Origin of the sequence: Neptuniibacter sp. 1_MG-2023 (assembly GCF_030547185.1) — a bacterium.
In the GTDB taxonomy this organism is placed as follows: Bacteria; Pseudomonadota; Gammaproteobacteria; order Pseudomonadales; family Balneatricaceae; genus Neptuniibacter.
The window spans coordinates 415,627-434,234 of record NZ_JAUOQR010000001.1; the positions used below are offsets into that span (position 1 = coordinate 415,627).

17 protein-coding genes and 1 tRNA gene are annotated in these 18,608 nt (G+C 42.7%); 1 reads left to right on the forward strand and 17 read right to left on the reverse strand.

All coding sequences use genetic code 11. From position 1 onward, the window contains the following. Positions 1-105: 105 nt before the first annotated feature. The 16 genes from Q4492_RS01935 to Q4492_RS02010 form a co-directional block, all read right to left on the reverse strand. A complete protein-coding gene (locus Q4492_RS01935; RefSeq protein ID WP_303415565.1) occupies positions 106-1,110 on the reverse strand; it encodes a GTP-binding protein in 1,005 nt (334 codons plus the stop codon). A 484-nt stretch (positions 1,111-1,594) separates the two neighbouring features. Further along, positions 1,595-1,671: transfer RNA gene (locus tag Q4492_RS01940), tRNA-Pro, on the reverse strand. An 82-nt stretch (positions 1,672-1,753) separates the two neighbouring features. Beyond that, positions 1,754-2,983, reverse strand: a complete 1,230-nt coding sequence (locus tag Q4492_RS01945) for an FIST signal transduction protein (RefSeq protein ID WP_303415566.1) — start codon at positions 2,981-2,983, stop codon at positions 1,754-1,756. Between the two features lie 178 nt (positions 2,984-3,161). Beyond that, positions 3,162-3,518 carry a MerR family transcriptional regulator gene (locus Q4492_RS01950; protein ID WP_067866303.1) on the reverse strand — a complete coding sequence of 119 codons (357 nt, stop codon included), beginning with the start codon at positions 3,516-3,518 and terminating at the stop codon, positions 3,162-3,164. Then, a complete protein-coding gene (ihfA, locus tag Q4492_RS01955) occupies positions 3,496-3,801 on the reverse strand; it encodes an integration host factor subunit alpha (RefSeq protein WP_067866305.1) in 306 nt (101 codons plus the stop codon). The genes Q4492_RS01950 and ihfA overlap by 23 nt, the downstream gene beginning before the upstream one ends. Positions 3,802-3,821: 20 nt before the next feature. Further along, positions 3,822-6,218 carry a phenylalanine--tRNA ligase subunit beta gene (gene pheT / locus Q4492_RS01960; RefSeq protein WP_303415567.1) on the reverse strand — a complete coding sequence of 799 codons (2,397 nt, stop codon included), beginning with the start codon at positions 6,216-6,218 and terminating at the stop codon, positions 3,822-3,824. 46 nt (positions 6,219-6,264) lie between these two features. After that, positions 6,265-7,248, reverse strand: coding sequence for a phenylalanine--tRNA ligase subunit alpha (gene pheS / locus Q4492_RS01965; protein WP_067866310.1), 984 nt, complete (start codon positions 7,246-7,248; stop codon positions 6,265-6,267). A gap of 193 nt (positions 7,249-7,441) precedes the next feature. Beyond that, complete coding sequence (gene rplT / locus Q4492_RS01970; RefSeq protein ID WP_067866312.1) at positions 7,442-7,798, reverse strand: 50S ribosomal protein L20; 357 nt, start codon at positions 7,796-7,798, stop codon at positions 7,442-7,444. 42 nt (positions 7,799-7,840) lie between these two features. Then, positions 7,841-8,035, reverse strand: a complete 195-nt coding sequence (gene rpmI / locus Q4492_RS01975; protein WP_067866314.1) for a 50S ribosomal protein L35 — start codon at positions 8,033-8,035, stop codon at positions 7,841-7,843. A 106-nt stretch (positions 8,036-8,141) separates the two neighbouring features. After that, complete coding sequence (gene infC / locus Q4492_RS01980; RefSeq protein ID WP_303415568.1) at positions 8,142-8,645, reverse strand: translation initiation factor IF-3; 504 nt, start codon at positions 8,643-8,645, stop codon at positions 8,142-8,144. 73 nt (positions 8,646-8,718) lie between these two features. After that, positions 8,719-10,635: a threonine--tRNA ligase gene (gene thrS / locus Q4492_RS01985; RefSeq protein ID WP_303415569.1), complete on the reverse strand. Its 1,917-nt coding sequence runs from the start codon at positions 10,633-10,635 to the stop codon at positions 8,719-8,721. A gap of 327 nt (positions 10,636-10,962) precedes the next feature. After that, a complete protein-coding gene (locus tag Q4492_RS01990; protein WP_303415570.1) occupies positions 10,963-11,646 on the reverse strand; it encodes an LUD domain-containing protein in 684 nt (227 codons plus the stop codon). A 3-nt stretch (positions 11,647-11,649) separates the two neighbouring features. Beyond that, on the reverse strand, positions 11,650-13,074 hold the full coding sequence (locus Q4492_RS01995) for a lactate utilization protein B (protein ID WP_067866338.1): 1,425 nt from the start codon (positions 13,072-13,074) through the stop codon (positions 11,650-11,652). After that, positions 13,061-13,894, reverse strand: a complete 834-nt coding sequence (locus Q4492_RS02000) for a (Fe-S)-binding protein (protein WP_303415571.1) — start codon at positions 13,892-13,894, stop codon at positions 13,061-13,063. Before Q4492_RS02000 ends, Q4492_RS01995 begins: the two co-directional genes overlap by 14 nt. Positions 13,895-14,195: 301 nt before the next feature. After that, positions 14,196-14,912, reverse strand: coding sequence for a FadR/GntR family transcriptional regulator (locus Q4492_RS02005; protein WP_303415572.1), 717 nt, complete (start codon positions 14,910-14,912; stop codon positions 14,196-14,198). 283 nt (positions 14,913-15,195) lie between these two features. Then, positions 15,196-15,690: an SRPBCC family protein gene (locus Q4492_RS02010; protein ID WP_303415573.1), complete on the reverse strand. Its 495-nt coding sequence runs from the start codon at positions 15,688-15,690 to the stop codon at positions 15,196-15,198. 315 nt (positions 15,691-16,005) lie between these two features. Here Q4492_RS02010 and Q4492_RS02015 point away from each other — a divergent pair, with 315 nt between their 5' ends. Further along, positions 16,006-16,215 (forward strand): hypothetical protein, encoded by a 210-nt coding sequence (locus Q4492_RS02015; RefSeq protein WP_303415574.1) that lies wholly within the window; start codon positions 16,006-16,008, stop codon positions 16,213-16,215. 34 nt (positions 16,216-16,249) lie between these two features. Here the strand turns inward: Q4492_RS02015 and Q4492_RS02020 are convergent, their stop codons facing one another. Then, positions 16,250-18,607: a DNA polymerase II gene (locus Q4492_RS02020; RefSeq protein ID WP_303415575.1), complete on the reverse strand. Its 2,358-nt coding sequence runs from the start codon at positions 18,605-18,607 to the stop codon at positions 16,250-16,252. Position 18,608 lies beyond the last annotated feature (1 nt).

Below are 18,608 nucleotides of genomic sequence, written 5' to 3' on the forward strand. Positions count from 1 at the left end.
CAATAACAGTTTTATTTCAGATAGTGGCTATCAATCAGCCAATCAGCAGATAAAATCTACTCTAGGGCGCACTTCCTGTTCTGTTATTACAGGGAATAGATCTCTCTACGCATCTATTAAACAAGCCAACATTTCACGTTCAACCTTTTCCCAATCTAGCTCAAACGGGCTAATAATTTCGACTCGAGAATCGCGGCGGTAAGCGACCTTATCAAAATCAGATTCGTCCTGAACCCTATTGAACAGAACCCAATCACTACTAATTCGGATTACGCCCTTAATTCGATTAATGCCCCGAATACCATTAAGTACCCCTTCCAACTTCCAATAGTCGAAGCAATCACTTCGATGAAAAACCCAACCACAACTGTAAAAACCACTCCCATTACCTATTTTTTTTATAGGACTTCTCGGTTCTGGCCATACGTCTGGATCGGAATGATGATGGTGATGAGGGGCATGCCCATGGGAACCGGGCAATTGATTACAAAACTTACCCTCTCGCACTACATCAAGCAGCTTAAGATCAATCAGTCCCCGAGTCGTTTTACCAACATGTTGTTTTGGAGGGAACATATTGTTGAGACTTGTTTCAGCTATTTCTATAAATTCTTCAGCAGCAAGATCACATTTATTGATGAGAACAATATCCGACATGCTCAGCTGATCCTGAAAAGTTTTATTACTTATTACCTCTTCTTGATCAAGTAAACGCGGATCCAGCAAACACACTGTCGCCCGTACATCCAGGATATCTTTAAAAGAACGATTCATAAGGGTATCCATAATACCTTCGGGATGCCCTAGACCTGTAGGTTCAATAATTAGACGGTCAGGACTGGCATGTTCAATGAGCACTGAGAGCGTTTTTGATAATGAAGCTCCCATAGAACAACACATACATCCACCAGCAACCTCTTTTACATAAACGCCATCATCGTCAGGCAACATTTCCTGATCTATCCCGACCTGACCAAATTCATTAACTAAAATAGCCCAGGATTCATTTTCAGGTTTACTAGCTAACATTGCATTTATTGCTGTAGTTTTCCCGGCACCCAAAAATCCAGTGATAATATTTGTAGGGATCTTTCGTTTCTGATCATTCATTAATTTTCTTCGCTATATTGTGAAGCAGGATACATCATCGAGGCTAGGTAACTTTAAAGGCTGCAACGTGACACAAGATTCATAGATAACTGGTAGGTATGGCCGTTCTCAAAGGTAACGACCGTATTACAGGGCTATAACTTAAAAAACTTATAGCAGAAGCGCAGCAAAGTTCTTAGCATCCGTTCTAGGAGTTTATTTTAATTTCTCTAGAGAGATAATAGCCTTTCTATAAAAACATCTTTTACACACAGGTAATAATAAAACCCCAGATGAAGCGGTATCTTAGCTACTTTAATCGTTTCGATTGAAGGTAAGGATCTTAACAACGGCAGAGTGGATCTCTGAACGATTGAAATTCTAAGGGGCACCAATTAACAATAAAAAGTTATGACCTAAAGCGCAACATCGAGCATAAAAGTAAAAAATGAAAAGGCTGAGTCAATTTAAGACAATCTAATGTAATAAAATATAGAAGATTATTTGGTCGGGATGAGAGGATTTGAACCTCCGACCCCTTGCACCCCATGCAAGTGCGCTACCAAGCTGCGCTACATCCCGACTAAGAACTTGAGAGCGGGCGCTCTTCAAGAGGGCGGTATATTAACTTAACCGCCTGAATCTGTGAAGAATTTTTAAGAATTTATTGTGTAATAACCTCTTCCGCTATCACCATTACAGTAGCGGTTTGATTATAGTGACCAATGGAGCCACCTTGTGTTGAGCCCTGCTCGCCAAATGTATTAAATCCAATTAAAGGCACCTCTTCGCCACAGACCTCTTGCAGCAAACTGAGGTCATCGACTTTTAGACGGCATTTAAGTTCGTGGCGCAGGATACAATTAAAGACGATTACAGCAGCGATTTTTTTAGGGCTGCCCGCATCAATAATCGCTTTTTCTAAGGTTTCTTTAAATCGCTGCTTAGCGGTTTCCGCATCCGTTTTCATCTCCCGAAGAAAAGCCCCTTTAGGGATCTCCGCATAAAAGCTTACGCTGCCATCTTCATGCACCTGCTGTGCACTTTTAATCGTGTATTCTGCAAACACATCGGACGACTTAATCCCAAAGGGATTTTGTATAAAGAGCTCAGGCGTGAGGTCGTCACTTTCTAGCAACTTTTCAAGCACTTCTTTTGCTGGTTTACCGTTGAGGCTAATGACTCTACGGCCGGAAGACTTTGTAACTACAGCACCTTTACTGGCGGGCATGTAAGGATGCCCCATCGCTGTACCAATTTTTAACCCACTACTAAAACTAGCGATGGCGGCAGAATCTTGATAAATCCCATTACAGATCTGATAACTTTTGCTGTCAGAGAAATCGGTAGCAGTCGACCCCCCGATAATTTGCGATACAGTTCCGGTTTCAATAATAAGGCTACGTAAAAACGCTTCCTCTTGTGCCGATGTACCATCCGGTAACACCATATTGATACAAGGCTTAATACGGGAGACTTCATTCGCCCCTTTACTATCTAGCGCAATTGCCATAAGGGACATAACTGCAGGGTTTGATAATAAATTAGAATAGGCATTGCGAATAGCATCTTTAGCGGCCTGTTCTGGCTGAGCGGTTAAGTTTTCACCTATGCCCAAACCAACGCTGAAGTAGGAACTTTGCAGGGTAAGAATAACAACCGTACCTGTTTGAGGTTCATCCATTAAACTGGAAAATTCTCCCCAAGCACTACCACCAATAATTGGGGCATTCTCACCTACGATTGATCTTACATCTGCGTAAGCTTGATGAATGTCTAATGAGAAACTAACAAAACAGATTACTAGATCTGGTTTGGGTGTTTTCTCCATTGCTTGGTTCGCAGCAGTTGCTGCATCAGTCGCGTGACCTAACCCGACTCTAACAATAGCCATATCCATATCTCGTCGTTATTATTTTTGTCACATAATAGTAACTGAACAGCGAGATCTAAACCAATAGTCTAAGAAAGAAACAGTGCCAAAGAGGGAGGGTATTGAAACTATGTATGTAAAACGGTTGTTTTAATAGATCTGAATAGATAGAACTAAAGGCGTAACCAATAAAGTGTAACTAGTTACGCTTAGACGAAGCTAGGATTGCTTCTAGTTCAGTAATTGTTTGCCTTAGCAATTGTTTATATTGATTTTGATCATCTTCGTTATTCTCGCCAGATAGATACTGTTTAGCACCGCTCAAGGTATAACCTTGATCGTGTAATAAGCTTTTAATTTGGCGAATTAACAAAACATCCTGCCGTTGATAATAACGACGATTATTACGTTTTACAGGCGATATTTGGCTAAACTCTTTCTCCCAATAGCGCAGTACATGCGCTTTGAGATCACAAAGTTTAGCCACTTCACCAATAGTAAAATAACGCTTACCCGGAATAGGGTTAGGGTCGTTACTCTGCTCCGTCTCCAGCATAAGTTTCGACACGATCCTTCAGTTTTTGACCAGGTCGGAAAGTCACTACGCGGCGAGCCGCTATAGGTACCTCTTCCCCCGTTTTGGGATTGCGGCCTGGTCTTTGACGCTTATCGCGTAGATCAAAGTTACCGAAGCCGGACAATTTCACCTGCTCGTTATCAGCCAGACATGCACGGATTTCATCAAAAAACGACTCCACCATCTCTTTGGCTTCGCGTTTATTTAACCCAAGCTCTTCATTTAGGCGTTCCGCCATTTCAGCTTTTGTTAACGAACTCATGATAAATCACCTTTCGCTGCTTACTCTCGCAATGTGGCACTCAACTTAGAAGCTAGTGCTGAAACAACTGCGTCAATTGCGCTGTTTATTTCTTCGTCATTAAGAGTGCGCGAAGGATGCTGCCACGTCAAGCCCACAGCAAGACTTTTTCGTCCTGTTTCAATACCTTGGCCCTGATAAACATCGAAAAGAGTGACTTCTTTAATAAATTCACCCGCATGTTTCTCTGTAATCTGACGAATTGATTCAAATGCTACAGACTCATCAACAATTAAGGCTAAGTCACGACGAGACTCCGGAAACTTAGAAATTTCCGCGTAACGTGGCAATTTACCTTGGCATAATGCTGCCTGATTAATCTCAAACAAATAAACTGTGCCATTCAAACCCAGTTCTTTTATAAGATTTGGATGCAAAGCACCGATAAAGCCTATCCCATCACCATTACGTTCAATACGTGCAGTCTGACCTGGATGCAAAGCTATATGACGGTCAGCAACAAAACTGAATTCATCCGCAGCACCACCAAGAGCTAGCAAGCTCTCCAAGTCACCTTTAATATCGAAGAAATCAACAGCATCTTTACCTGCGTTCCAGCCTTCAGGATCTCGTGGGCCAGTAATAACACCCGCGATTACATTTTCTTGGATAATTTCATCACCCGAAGTCGGTAGAAAACGCTGTCCACTTTCAAACATACGTACACGGTTTTGTTGACGGTTCTGATTGTATTGAACGGCTTTAACAAGACCGGGCCAAATGCTTGTACGCATTACAGCCATCTCAGCGGAAATTGGGTTAGCTAGCGCGATCGCTTCGTATTGATCATCAAACTTTTGTTGCAAGCCCGCTTCAATAAAACTGTAGGTAATCGCTTCTTGATAGCCTAAGGCGGTCAGAGCACGGCGCACATTGTGAATCGTTACTATGGTTTCATCATTCGCTTTGATCGGCATAGAAGCCATTGGCGTGCGTACGGGTAGGTTGTTGTAACCATAAACACGGGCTAATTCTTCAATAAGATCAACTTCGATAGCTATATCAAAACGATAAGAAGGTACAGATACGTTCCATTCGCCTTCTGTCGATGTTTTCTCAATACCTAAACCTAAGCGTGTCAAAATCTCTTCGATCTCAGTAGATGGCATCTCAAACGCCAACATACTATTCACTTTGCTTTGACGCAGAGTAACTTGACGAGCTGATGGCAATTCATTCTGGTCAACAGTTTCAATAACTGGACCAGCTTCACCACCAACAATCTCAATCAATAAAGCGGTAGCACGGTTGATCGCTTTAGCTTGTAGCTGCCAATCTACACCCCGTTCAAAACGGTGAGATGAATCTGTATGCAAACCATAAGAACGCGCACGACCCGCAATAGTAATTGGGTTAAAAAAGGCGCTTTCTAGAAAAATATTTTTAGTCTCTGCCGTTACGCTAGTCGGCTCGCCACCCATAATGCCGGCCATAGCAACAGGCCCTTTAGCATCAGAGATAGTCAGCGTATCAGCATTAAGCTCAACCTCTTGCCCATCAAGCAGCACAAGCTTTTCACCCTGCTCTGCACGACGAACAACAATGCCGCCTTCTAACTTATCTAAGTCAAACGCATGCATCGGCTGACCTAATTCCAAAAGAATGAAGTTAGTGACATCAACGACTGGGTCGATACTACGCACACCTGAACGTTCAAGCTTCTGCTTCATCCACAATGGCGTTTCGGCCTGTGGATTAATATTACGAATCACACGGCCAACATAACGCGGGCAATCAGCACTGTCTTTTAAACCAACCGTAAATTGGTCATCAATGGTTGCAGCAACCTCAGGTGCGTCTATAAAGGTAACCGGCGCTTTATTAAGTACACCCACTTCACGAGCAAGACCCGTAATACTTAAACAGTCCCCTCGGTTAGGCGTAAGGTCAACATCAATAATATTGTCATCAAGACCTAAGTAATCACGGATACAGGTACCTACAGGCGCATCAGCCGGTAGCTCCATAATGCCGCCATGGTCTTCAGAAATACCTAGCTCATCATCCGCACATAACATACCGAAAGATTCAACTTGGCGTAGTTTAGCTTTCTTAATCTTAAAAGTTTTACCATCAGGCGTTGGGAGTACAGCCCCCACTGTCGCAAAGGCTGTTTTTAAGCCTGCACGTGCATTAGGTGCACCACATACAACTTGGAACTCTTCGCTACCACTTGATACAGTACAAACCTGCAGCTTATCAGCATTAGGATGCTGTTCAGCTGTTAGAATCTCACCGACAACAACACCACTAAAATCTTTAGCTGCCGCTTCTACTTCGTCTACTTCAAGACCTGCCATTGTGACCTGATCAACAAGACCCTGCGTATCAATTGCAGGGTTTACCAGTTCACGTAACCACTTTTCACTGAATTTCATTTTGCTTTCCCGAAAATCCTGTTAATAACCACTAAACGTTTATTGATCAGTTAAACTGACCTAAGAAACGCAGGTCGTTTTCAAAGAACAAACGCAGGTCATTTACGCCATAACGTAGCATTGCCAAACGTTCCACACCCATGCCGAAAGCAAAGCCAGTGTATTCTTCAGGGTCGATACCCGATGCTTCAAATACTTTTGGATGCACCATGCCGCAACCAAGAACTTCCAACCATTTACCATCTCCACGATCAATATCCACTTCGATAGAAGGTTCTGTAAATGGGAAATAGGATGGACGGAAACGTACACGTACATCTTCTTCAAAGAATTCACGTAAAAACTGTTCTAATGTGCCTTTTAGATCAGCAAAACTAATGTTTTTATCTACAATCAAACCTTCAACCTGATGGAACATAGGTGAATGGGTTTGGTCATAATCACAACGATAAACTCGGCCTGGACAGATAATACGTAGAGGTGGCTGCTGTGTTTCCATAGTACGTACTTGCACACCTGAAGTATGTGTACGCAATAAGGTATTGGCATTAAAATAGAACGTATCATGCATCGCCCGCGCAGGATGGTGCGACGGTATATTTAGAGCTTCGAAATTGTGATAATCATCTTCAATCTCAGGCCCCTCTTCAACGCTGTAACCAATGCCAGCAAAGAACGCTTCTATACGTTCCATTGTTTTAGTTACAGGGTGTAAACCACCCAGTTCCTGACCACGACCGGGCAAGGTAACATCAATGGTTTCGTCTGCTAGTTTAGCTTCCAATGCCGCAGATTCTAACGAGGCTTTACGCTCGTTAATCTTATCTTGCAGTGCCTGTTTAGCTTCATTGATTTTGGCACCCGCCTGTGGACGCTCTTCAGCAGACAGCTTACCCAACCCTTTTAGCAGGGCTGTCAGCTCACCTTTTTTACCCAAGTACTGAACTCGTACATCGTCCAACGCTTGCGTAGTCGTTGCCTTAGCAACAGCTTCAGTACCTGCTGCCAACAGGCTTTGAATGTTTTCCATTATCCGGCTCCAATAATCAGGAGAAAAAGACCATCACCTTTATCTATATGAGAAAAGTAGGTCTCTACATAAAATCAGTTTCTTTGCGCAAATTTCATCTATAAATCTGTGCAAAAAAACCGAAAAAATAGGGGAAGAGCTTGCACCCTTCCCCTATTTAAATCGAGTCGTTCACACGACACTGGGTGCTTACTTACGCTAGAGAAGCTTTCGCTTTCTCAACGATCGCAGCAAATGCGCCAGCTTCGTGAACAGCTAGATCAGCTAGAACCTTACGGTCGATTTCGATGTTAGCCTTTTTCAGACCAGCAATGAAACGGCTGTAAGACAAACCATTGATACGTGCACCAGCATTGATACGTGCAATCCACAATGCGCGGAACTGACGTTTTCTCTGGCGACGGTCACGGTATGCATACTGACCAGCTTTAATAACAGCCTGTTTAGCAACGCGGAATACACGGCTACGAGCACCGTAATAACCTTTTGCTTTTTTCAGGATTTTTTTGTGACGACGACGGGCAACAACACCACGTTTAACGCGAGCCATAACTTTCCTTCCTTTCTAAATTCTATTAACTAAAAAAATCGTTTAAATATAAGGCAACATACGACGAACTAGAGCCTTATCAGCAGCATGAATCTGCATCATCGGGCGTAGCTGACGCTTACGCTTAGTCGATTTTTTAGTCAGAATGTGACTAGTGAAGGATTGCTTGTGCTTGAAGCCGTTAGCGGTTTTCTTAAAACGCTTAGCCGCACCACTATTAGATTTCATTTTAGGCATTACTAAAATCTCCACGCATTCGTTAATTTTTTTTCACTCAGAACAAACGACAAAACCCGCAGCTAACTTTTTAACGAGTTAGTCACGGGTTAAGGAAAGTAACGAGTTACTTTTTCTTCTTCGGAGCTAAGACCATGACCAATTGACGGCCTTCCATCTTAGGACGCTGTTCAACTACGGTTGTCTCTTCCAAATCTTTTTCGATTCGTTGGAGCAACTGCATGCCCAGTTCCTGATGAGCCATCTCACGGCCACGATAACGTAGTGTTATCTTGGCTTTATCTCCTGCTTCAAGGAAACGTACCAGGTTGCGTAGTTTTACCTGATAATCACCCTCTTCCGTATTTGGACGGAATTTTACTTCTTTAATCTGAACCTGGTGCTGTTTCTTCTTGGCTTCATTTTTTTGCTTTTTCAGCTCATATAAATGTTTGCCATAATCCATCACCTTACAGACGATAGGATCCGCTTCAGAAATCTTCACCAGATCAAGACCCGCTTCTTGAGATGCCTCAATAGCGTCTTTAATCGGTACGACGCCTATCTGCGTTCCGTCTGGACCAATCAACCTGCATTCTTTAGTTACTTTAAGCAGGTTCTCATTGATCATGGGCTCCTCTCTGCGAGCGCCCCTTTTATTATCACGCCTGATAGCTGTATCTCCTGACTATTATTTAGTCTAATTAATCCTGACGACCTTTCTTGGCGACATCGCTACCAAGAAGGTTTATAAATTCATCTTGAGACATGGAACCAAGGTCTACACCTGTTCTCGTACGTACCGCAACGGTACCTGCCTCAACTTCTTTGTCGCCTATTACAAGAAGATAAGGAACCTTCTGTAAAGTACGCTCGCGAATTTTAAAGCCGATCTTCTCATTTCTCAAGTCCGACTCGGCCCTGAATCCGTTATTTTCAAGATTTTGGACAACTTTTTCACAATATTCTGCTTGTTTGTCCGTAATATTCATCACAACTGCCTGTACAGGCGATAACCATGTCGGTAATGCACCGGCAAAGTTCTCGATCAGAATACCAATAAATCTTTCAAAAGAGCCCAAAATTGCTCGATGGAGCATGACTGGAGTCTCACGTTCGCCCTGCTCATTTACAAATTGAGCACCTAAACGACCCGGCATTGAGAAATCTACTTGAATAGTACCACACTGCCAAACACGACCAAGACAATCTTTCAAAGAAAATTCAATTTTAGGGCCATAAAAGGCACCTTCGCCTGGAAGTTCACCCCATTCAAGGCCAGCAGCATCTAATGCATCTGCCAGAGCCTTCTCGGCTTTATCCCAAACTTCGTCTGAACCTACACGCTGTTCTGGGCGTGTAGACAGTTTGTATATAACTTCGGTAAAACCAAAATCATCATATACTTCATCAAGAAATTCGATAAACCGTGCAACTTCTTCTTGAATCGAGTCTTCAGCACAAAAAATATGTGCATCATCTTGCACAAAGCCACGCACACGCATAATACCGTGTAATGCACCTGATGGCTCATTACGGTGACAACAGCCAAACTCAGCCAAACGTAAAGGTAGATCTCGGTACGAGCGCAACCCTTGGTTAAACACTTGAACATGACAAGGGCAGTTCATTGGCTTAATTGCAAAATCGTGGTTTTCAGAGTGTGTTGTAAACATCTCTTCTGAGAACTTATCCCAGTGACCTGATTTCTCCCACAAAGAGCGTTCAACAACTTGTGGTGTTTTAATCTCGTTATAACCATGCTGGCGCTGTTTAGTACGCATGTACTGTTCGATCTGCTGATAAAGCGTCCAACCATTTGGATGCCAAAACACCATGCCCGGTGCTTCTTCTTGCAGGTGGAACATATTAAGCTGTTTACCCAGCTTACGGTGATCACGTTTTTCAGCTTCTTCTAAGCGGTGCAAGTACGCTTTAAGTGCTTTTTTATCACCCCAAGCAGTACCGTAAATGCGCTGTAGCATTTCATTATTGGAGTCGCCACGCCAGTATGCACCGGCAACCTTCATCAATTTGAATGCTTTAATATGACCCGTAGATGGCACGTGTGGGCCACGACAAAGATCAATAAAATCACCTTGAGAGTAGAATGAAAGATCTTCAGCATCCGGAACAGCCTGTAGCAGCTCTACTTTGTACTTCTCACCCATCTCATCAAACATTTTAGTCGCTTCATCACGACTCATAATTGAACGGGTAACCGGTAGATTCTGCTTTGTTAGTTCAGCCATTTTCTTTTCGATCTTTTCTAGATCTTCTGGCGTAAACGGGCGTTCGTAAGCAAAGTCGTAATAGAAACCATCTTCAATAACAGGCCCGATGGTTACCTGAACACCTGGAAAAAGTGCTTGAACTGCCATTGCCATCAGATGCGCGCAAGAGTGACGAATCACTTCTAAACCTTCCTCATCACGGGAAGTTATAATCGCGAGGTCTGCATCATCTGCAATGGTAAAAGAAGTATCAACTGGCTGACCATTCACTTTACCAGCAAGGGCTGCTTTCGCTAAACCTGCACCAATATCAGCAGCAACTTCGAAAACAGTAACCGGATTAGCAAACTCTCGTTTGCTACCGTCAGGTAGGGTAATTACAGGCATGTTAAATCCTTTGATCTCAGTGGTGACCCATACGCAAGGCCACTTCAAAATTAGTTAGTTCGAGAACATACAAACCAAGTACGTTTCGCGAGGGCGGATTATAGGGGAATTAACTGTTGCTGGCGAGTCGATTTTTGGTGACGCATTGCTAATGTCTGCTTTTTTAGCGAAAACTAAAAGGCGCACCCAACAGAACAGAAATATATGAGTGTTCCATATAAGCAGTATTATTTTTTAAACTGCCATTGGGCTATTAGATGCAAAGGAATGAGATAGATACCTTCTCAAAAAAAACCTATCCCCATAAATAGGGATAGGCTCTTGTACTTACTGATCTTCAACGATAATAATATGCAAGACTTCTGGCCCATGGGCGCCTTGAATCAACACCCCTTCTATATCTGTTGTTCCACTAACACCCGAGATAAGGCACATGTTGCGCGGTGTTTCTCCCCGCTGCGCTATCTCACCTGCAATTAGGGCATAGTCATCCATATAAGGCAGTATTTTCGATTTCGGGATAACGGCAAGAAGATACAAAGGTAAAAAATTAAGAAGAATCGGCATATCCGGCCCAGAATGAACGACAAACGTACCCGTTTCCGCAATACCATACTCCGCCCAACATAGCCCTACAGTATTATCGTTTTTAATATCGACCTCTGTTGTAATACCATCCCAATTTAGTGCTTTTAATCGCTCTATCTCCTGAACCTTAAGCTCCGCAGGTAAAGCATATTTAGCTAAAAACTGATTAACAGAATCAGGTAACTGATCAAGGGAAGCGATCTTTTCGCAGCTGGTGCCTATAACTAGACCCGCTTCAATTCTCAGCGTCAATGCTTCAGCTGCATCTTCAGCTAAAAGGGCAGGACGTGCAAACTCACTTTCACCTAAGATTTCAAGCGCTTCATTCTGAATAGCCTTTACATCCGCAGTGACGGTTGGCGCAGCCGCTCTAATCGCATCAAAAATACGTTCTCGACTTATTTCATTTCGTTGTTTATTCATTATTTACGCACCATCACTTTTGGCTTTTTTCATTGCTTTATATTGCTGCATAAAGGTTTTTGATTCTGGCTCAATCAAATCACGATTACGCGTCCAACCACCCGCTAATGGCATTGATTTAATCCACCCCTGACGACTACATAACCTCATAAAGATCACGCCACAAGAGGAAACCAATTGAAATAACTTAGGCCTTTTAGCTAAAGCGGCAAAAGCTTTGACAACAAAACGGTTGGTTAACGGTTCGTACTTCTTATCCCACGACTGGGCGCGCAGTGAACGCAGTAATTTAGGTAGAGGAATATTAACCGGACAGACCTCTTCACAACGTCCATTTAAGGTACAGGCATGGGTCTGTTTATTCGCCACTTCCAAGCTATTTAAATGGGGTGTTAACACTGACCCCATCGGACCTGGGTAAACAGAGCCATAGGCATGACCGCCAATATGTTTATAAACTACGCAATGGTTCATGCAGGCGCCACATCGGATACAGCGCAACATCTCTTCCATACCATCAGCCAGCATTTTGGTACGGCCATTATCAACCAAAACTATATGACACTCTTCCGGCCCATCCGCATCATTCTGGCGCTTAGGTCCGTTATGAAAAGTAATGTACTGGGTAATTTCCCCCCCAGTCGCCGAACGGGTCAGCAATCGCAATAAAGGTACCGCATGAGCCATTGATGGTACTAATTTTTCAATACCCGCCGTCACAATATGGACCTTAGGCGGCGTAATCGTTAGCTCCGCATTACCTTCGTTAGTAACGGTACAAGATGAACCGCTATCCGCCAGTAAAAAGTTAGAACCACTGATACCAATATCTGCGGTTAAAAACTTAGTTCGAAGATCTCGACGCGCGCTGCGCACTAGATCAATAATCTCTTCAGAATAAGTAGGGTCTTTATGGTATTCGCGGAAGAGTTTAATAACATCTTCCCGACTACGGTGCATCGCAGGCCAGACAATATGTGAAGGGGGATCACCCGCCAACTGAATAATATGTTCAGCCAGATCCGTTTCAACTCGCTCTATCCCTGAGTTATCTAACGCATGGGACAAACCGATCTCTTCACCTAGCATCGATTTACTACGTGTCACTTTCTTCGCTTCATGCTGACGGCAAATATCTAAAACAATCTTTGACGCTTCTTCTGCGGTACTGGCCCAATGAATGATAGTCCCTTGTGCCAACGCATTTTTCTCGAACTCAGCCAAATAGTGATCCATATACTTAATCGTATGGTCTTTGACTTTCTGCCCCTGTTTACGGGCATTTTCAAACCCTGGGAAGTTAGCAATCGCCTCCGCACGTTTTGCTTCTGCTTTATCGGTCGTGCGCCGAATGATCATTTTCAGATCCGGTTGTGCAAGCGCATCTTTAACGTTCTGGTAGAAATTTTCCGGTTTATTTGCTTGCATTTTCATCTCCCAAAATCTGTGGAGCTAAGCCTGCTAGCACTTCCGCCGTATGTAGCGCTTTTATCTCTTTATGGCCTTCTCGATTCAGTTTTCCCGCCATATTCATTAAGCAACCCATATCACCACCCAGCAGATAATCGGCTTCAGTCGCTAGAATATTTTCGGCTTTCTCCGCAACAATCTCATTAGAGATATCAGAATATTTGACACAAAAGGTTCCACCAAAGCCACAGCATTCAGAGTGACCATTCAGCGGGTTATGCTCTAACCCTTTAACATTAGCCAACATCTTTCGAGGCTGCTCATAAACATGAAGCGCTCGATAACCTGAGCAGCTATCGTGGTACGTGTACGACCCTTCAAGCTCAATACCGCTGGACTCAAATTCACAAACATCCACTAAAAATGAAAGCAGTTCATGGGTTATATCCGCCAAATGCTGTGCTCGCGCAAGCCATTCAGGTTGATCTTTAAAAACCTCAATAAAATTCTTTTTGATCATTGCAGCACATGAGCCTGAAGGCACAACAACGTAATCAAAATTCTCAAACTGTTTAATCGTCTGATAGGCTATCTGACGTGTTCCCTCATCATCACCAGAATTAAAAGCTGGCTGACCACAACATGACTGCTGCTCCGGAACCTCAACGGTACATCCTGCCTCCTCCAGTAATTTTAGAGAAGCAAAACCTACCGATGGTCGCATAGTGTTGACTAAGCAGGTGACAAATAAACCTACTTTCTTTTCAGATATATTCAGGCATTTAATCGTATTGGATTTTGCGCCCTTAACATCGGCATTAATAATTTCTTGAGACATTTACCCGCCCTTGTCAATGAAGGTGACGTTCTTTTTATTGTTATACGAATCAACCAATAAGCAGTTTCAGGCAATGCTTGGCTAATCCACTAATCGGACCAACGTTTCGGGATAAATTATCATCGAATACAGGCCACCATTAAAACTTATGCAAGACACACTAAACCCTATTTCAAAGCAAAAATAGGCAGACACGCCAACTGGTCTGACCAAGAAAGTTATGACTGATTGAAGAAAGTATAATGTGAACAAGTATAGGGCAATAAAACAGTACTGAATGGGAAAAACAGGCACACCTAGATTAACCAGCGCCTTCCAACTGACTGCGTGTGTAGTTGATATGCTCTGTGGCTATTTTTTTTGCAAGCGGCGCATCCCTATTCATTAGAGCTTGATAGATCTGTGTATGCTGGGCACCAATGCGATCAGGGTATCGCCCAAATTTTTTCAGTGTGAGATCAAGTACGCCATAAATAGCATTAAAATAGCGATCATAAAAAATCTGGCTAAAGGACATTACTAAAACATTATGACTTGCTTCAGCGATCATCATATGGAAACGAAGATCTGCTTTCGCTTTAGCTAAGGTGGTCACGCCACTAGAACGCGCATGTACAATTTGGTATTCCTGCTCTATTTTTTCTAGCTGCTCATCTGTTGCTCTTAAAGCTGCATAAAATGCAGCCTCTCCTTCCAAAGCAGCCCGCATCTCCATCACTTGTAATTGAAACTCCAAGCTATGCCCTAATCCTCCCAACGGCATATCTAAATGAGGTTCAAGTAAATTGAGACAGACTGATCCTCCACCTGGATAGGTTTTCACCATTCCTTTAAGCTCAAGATCTTGTATTGCCTCTCGAACTGTAGATCTAGAAACTTGATAAGTAGAAGCAAGTTCTCGCTGAGAAGTCAGTTTATGCCCGGGGCAAACATCGCCGTATAAGATATCTTGCTGCAGCTTTAGACTTAACTGCTGACTAAGACCCTTAACATCAGAACCTGCTTTTTTAATAGACATAATAGATGATACGAATAGCCTTATGGACGACCAGTTATCAGTTTAACACTTCTCTTAATTTTATCCTGAACTACTCTTTTTAATCGAATTAATCCGCTGCTTATAAGCTAAGCCTTGAGTTGCTCGCGATAATCAAGGAATAGTAAAGTGTGCACTTTAGGCCATATTCACGCAAACAGTGTGCGCGTGATCTCAGTGTTTTAGTATATCTAGCACATAATACACATAAAAAAAGAGCAACTCCTTTTCAGAAGCCGCTCTTTCTAAACCAGAAAACATTTAATTAGTTATAAAGTTTTTCCAGATTTCCTACACCGGCTTTAAGCACACCACGCATCACATCTTCCGCTTCTTTATCTGATAGGCCCGCAGCATTAAAGCTTGTTTTCCAAGTCATTACAGAGCCGCCTTTGCCATTTGGCTTAACGGTGATTTGCGCTTCATAATCAGAAACAGGCAATGGAGAATCGGTGATCGCATAGCGATAAGAGTGATTTACATTATCTTCTTCTAGAAGAATTTCAGTAACTTTACCGCCATCACCTAATGTCAATACACGAGTATCACCTGTGCGATCGCTGGCAACAATACCTGGAAGCCAACGGTTCAGGCTATTAAAATCACCCACTAAAGCCCATACACCAGCGGGCTTAACATTAAGGTTTGCAGTTTCTTCGATATTAATATTACCCGCCGCAAAAGCAGTACTAGACAACATGCCTGATGCTGCAATTAATCCAATTAGAACTTTGCGAGTAACGCTTTGTTTCTGTTTCATTATCCCTGACCCTTTTAATTTTAATTTTTAGTAAAGCAAAATGAAGTTAATTTAAAGCCTAAAAAATCCAGATAAGCATGAACTGTATATTCTGGTTTTTAAATCATTCTTGAGGCTTAGTTCCAAAATAGTGTTTTCTGCCCAAAAAGTCACCCTTTGAATCGATTTCCTAAGGTTTAAACACAGTGAAACCTAAAGCAGCACTCAAGTATCTACACTTGCAGCCGACAATTTAACTACCTCTCTTTTAAACACAAAGAAGAAATTCGCAGAGGAATAACAACCTAATTTCATCATCAAGGCAAAAGGTTAGAAATGGAAATAAATGAGATCAGTAGCAGTGTAGCGGTCGCTAATGAGCATACAGTACCCACTAACCACACAATAAAATCGGCTGAGATGGCTAACAACCAAATTGAGAAAACAGGTGAACAAGTGATGCAACTATTAGAAGTCACTGCGCCAGGAAAGTTACGCACCGACCCTCTAAGCCCATTAGGTTCACTGCTTGATGTCACCGCATAAAAGCGGGCGAAAGCTACCTTTTCCGCAAAAAAGATTAAAACAATTTAATTTGCGGTGCGACTAAGTCATCAAAATCCTCACCTAAAAACTGCATAATTGCCTCAGCTACCGGCCGAATCTGTTTCTCTAGGTAATGCTGGTAATCCAATGAAGACCTCACAAACTCGACTGGTTCTGGGCCATTAACCGTTATTACATATTCGATGTAACTTCCCGAACGATACGGACTTGGCTGATCAAGCTGTTCATATTCGCGCTCAGCTTTTAAGCCTGCTTGAACGTGGGGCGGTTTATTTTTGACATATTGATCTAGGCGCTGCCTGATCCGTTTTCGATACACAAGCTTTGCATCAACCTCTCCCTGTTTCAGCTGCTCCACTATATTTTTTAAAAGTGACTTCCACTCCTGCCCTTTAAATACGCGTTCATACAAGTTCTCTTGCAACTCCCTAGCAAGCGGAGTCCAATCCGTTCGTACATTTTCCAACCCTTTAAAAACCATCCGCTCAGAACCATCAGACAGACGCTTCAATCCCGCATAACGCTTCTTTGAACCTTTTTCAGAGTGTCTTATGGTCGGCATTAAAAAGCGGCTATAGTGTGTCTCGTACTCTATCTCCAATTGAGTATCTAACTGAAAGCGCTGCTGTAAGTTTTCTCGCCACCAGCCATTTAAAAATTCAGCTAACAACTCACCTTTTTTATCTGCATTTTCAGTAGAAAAGTCATCGCCTAACCACACAAAGACAGAGTCTGTGTCGCCATAGATTACTTTGAAACCAAAGTTACCCTCTATGCACTCAGCGGTTTTTGTCAGTATTTCATGTCCTCTCAGTGTAATAGAACTTGATAGCCTTTGATCATAAAACCGGCAAACATTTGAACCGAGCACGCCATAAAACGAGTTCATAATTATTTTTATTGCCTGAGAGAGTGCGGCATTTTTCGCCCGTTTAGCCTGATCTCTAGCGGCCCACAAGGTTTCAATTAACTCAGGGAGAATCGTCTTGCTACGCGAAAAAATAGCATGATTGAAACCGGGTAATAGATCTTCTGGGAGGCAATCCTCTTTTAGTCCTTCAGCTAAACCATAGGGATCTACTTTAAACGTACGAATAATACTCGGGTATAGGCTTTTAAAGTCCAGAACAAGTACATGGCTGTATAGTCCTGGGCGGGAATCCATAACATATCCACCTGGTGCACTTAGCCCTGAAACCCCCGATGCGTATTCCGGCGCAACATAACCTTTACGATGAAGATGGGGTAAATACTGGTTATCAAAAGCGGCCGCTGAACCTCCTACTTTATCTAAAGACAATCCAGTCAAACGGGCTCGCTCAATAAGATAATTGATCAGATCTGCTTTCTCAAAAATATCCCAAACCAACTTACAATCTTCGAGGTTATAGCGGGCTAAAGCTTCTTTATCATCACGAAAAAGCCGTTGAATTTCATCCCCTCGAACCTCGACATGGTCAATCAACTTGCCACGATCCAACATCTGACGGGAAACATTTTCTAAGGAGAAGCTTTCAAATTGGTAGGTCGCACCTTTAAGAGTGTCTATACCATCCAACACCATGCGCCCCGCCATACGGATAAATAACTTCCCTTGACCTGACTCATGTAACTGTATTGGCTGCTTATCGCGGCCTAAACGTAAAGCGATATGCAATGCATCAGCTCTATTTTTAAGGACCCTAAAATCAAAACCAACAACATTCCAACCTATAAAAATATCCGGATCATATCGTTCAACTACATCAATAAAAGCGAGTAAAAGTGATTTTTCACTAGGATAGTATTTTATTTCTGCCTTATCTTCCCCTTCCCCCAGCATTAACACTAAGCGAAAGTCATCTGCATAAAAGGCTGCCGATAATATTTTATCGGCGCGCATAGTGGTTTCTAAGTCGATAGAGAGAATTCGAAAACGAGGGAATACTTCTGCAGGTTTAAGCTTAAATTGGGAGGCGCATTGCGTAATGGCAACACCACCTTGAATAAACCGCTCCATTAAAAAGCGATCAGTAAGGCGAATATCTTCCTCCATCATCACAATGCCTGACAATCGCAAAAGATCCACGATCTGCCGCATGACTTTAAGGCTACGGCAATAGAGGCCGTGCACCCCTTTATAATTAAGGTCAGTTAATTCAAGCTTAACTATTCGCCAACCTGAAAAACGCATTAATATGCGTTCGACCTCTTCAACCTGCTCATCTAAGACAAAGAAAATCGTCTCTTGATTGGGAACCGTAACAGGAAAAACTTGATCTATTGTGCGAACCCAGTAGGTGAGCACAATCCCTGTAGGACCATCCTGTTGTTGACGCGTTAATATAAATCCCGTTGTCGATTCCAACGCTAACAAATCTCGATTAGACATC

What these genes read in the sequence shown, in the direction of transcription:
- Q4492_RS01935 (WP_303415565.1), bottom strand. Translation starts at nt 1,110, where the DNA reads ATGAATGATCAGAAACGAAAGATCCCTACAAATATTATCACTGGATTT.
- Q4492_RS01945 (WP_303415566.1), bottom strand. Translation starts at nt 2,983, where the DNA reads ATGGCTATTGTTAGAGTCGGGTTAGGTCACGCGACTGATGCAGCAACT.
- Q4492_RS01950 (WP_067866303.1), bottom strand. Translation starts at nt 3,518, where the DNA reads ATGCTGGAGACGGAGCAGAGTAACGACCCTAACCCTATTCCGGGTAAG.
- ihfA (WP_067866305.1), bottom strand. Translation starts at nt 3,801, where the DNA reads ATGAGTTCGTTAACAAAAGCTGAAATGGCGGAACGCCTAAATGAAGAG.
- pheT (WP_303415567.1), bottom strand. Translation starts at nt 6,218, where the DNA reads ATGAAATTCAGTGAAAAGTGGTTACGTGAACTGGTAAACCCTGCAATT.
- pheS (WP_067866310.1), bottom strand. Translation starts at nt 7,248, where the DNA reads ATGGAAAACATTCAAAGCCTGTTGGCAGCAGGTACTGAAGCTGTTGCT.
- rplT (WP_067866312.1), bottom strand. Translation starts at nt 7,798, where the DNA reads ATGGCTCGCGTTAAACGTGGTGTTGTTGCCCGTCGTCGTCACAAAAAA.
- rpmI (WP_067866314.1), bottom strand. Translation starts at nt 8,035, where the DNA reads ATGCCTAAAATGAAATCTAATAGTGGTGCGGCTAAGCGTTTTAAGAAA.
- infC (WP_303415568.1), bottom strand. Translation starts at nt 8,645, where the DNA reads ATGATCAATGAGAACCTGCTTAAAGTAACTAAAGAATGCAGGTTGATT.
- thrS (WP_303415569.1), bottom strand. Translation starts at nt 10,635, where the DNA reads ATGCCTGTAATTACCCTACCTGACGGTAGCAAACGAGAGTTTGCTAAT.
- Q4492_RS01990 (WP_303415570.1), bottom strand. Translation starts at nt 11,646, where the DNA reads ATGAATAAACAACGAAATGAAATAAGTCGAGAACGTATTTTTGATGCG.
- Q4492_RS01995 (WP_067866338.1), bottom strand. Translation starts at nt 13,074, where the DNA reads ATGCAAGCAAATAAACCGGAAAATTTCTACCAGAACGTTAAAGATGCG.
- Q4492_RS02000 (WP_303415571.1), bottom strand. Translation starts at nt 13,894, where the DNA reads ATGTCTCAAGAAATTATTAATGCCGATGTTAAGGGCGCAAAATCCAAT.
- Q4492_RS02005 (WP_303415572.1), bottom strand. Translation starts at nt 14,912, where the DNA reads ATGTCTATTAAAAAAGCAGGTTCTGATGTTAAGGGTCTTAGTCAGCAG.
- Q4492_RS02010 (WP_303415573.1), bottom strand. Translation starts at nt 15,690, where the DNA reads ATGAAACAGAAACAAAGCGTTACTCGCAAAGTTCTAATTGGATTAATT.
- Q4492_RS02015 (WP_303415574.1), top strand. Translation starts at nt 16,006, where the DNA reads ATGGAAATAAATGAGATCAGTAGCAGTGTAGCGGTCGCTAATGAGCAT.
- Q4492_RS02020 (WP_303415575.1), bottom strand. Translation starts at nt 18,607, where the DNA reads ATGTCTAATCGAGATTTGTTAGCGTTGGAATCGACAACGGGATTTATA.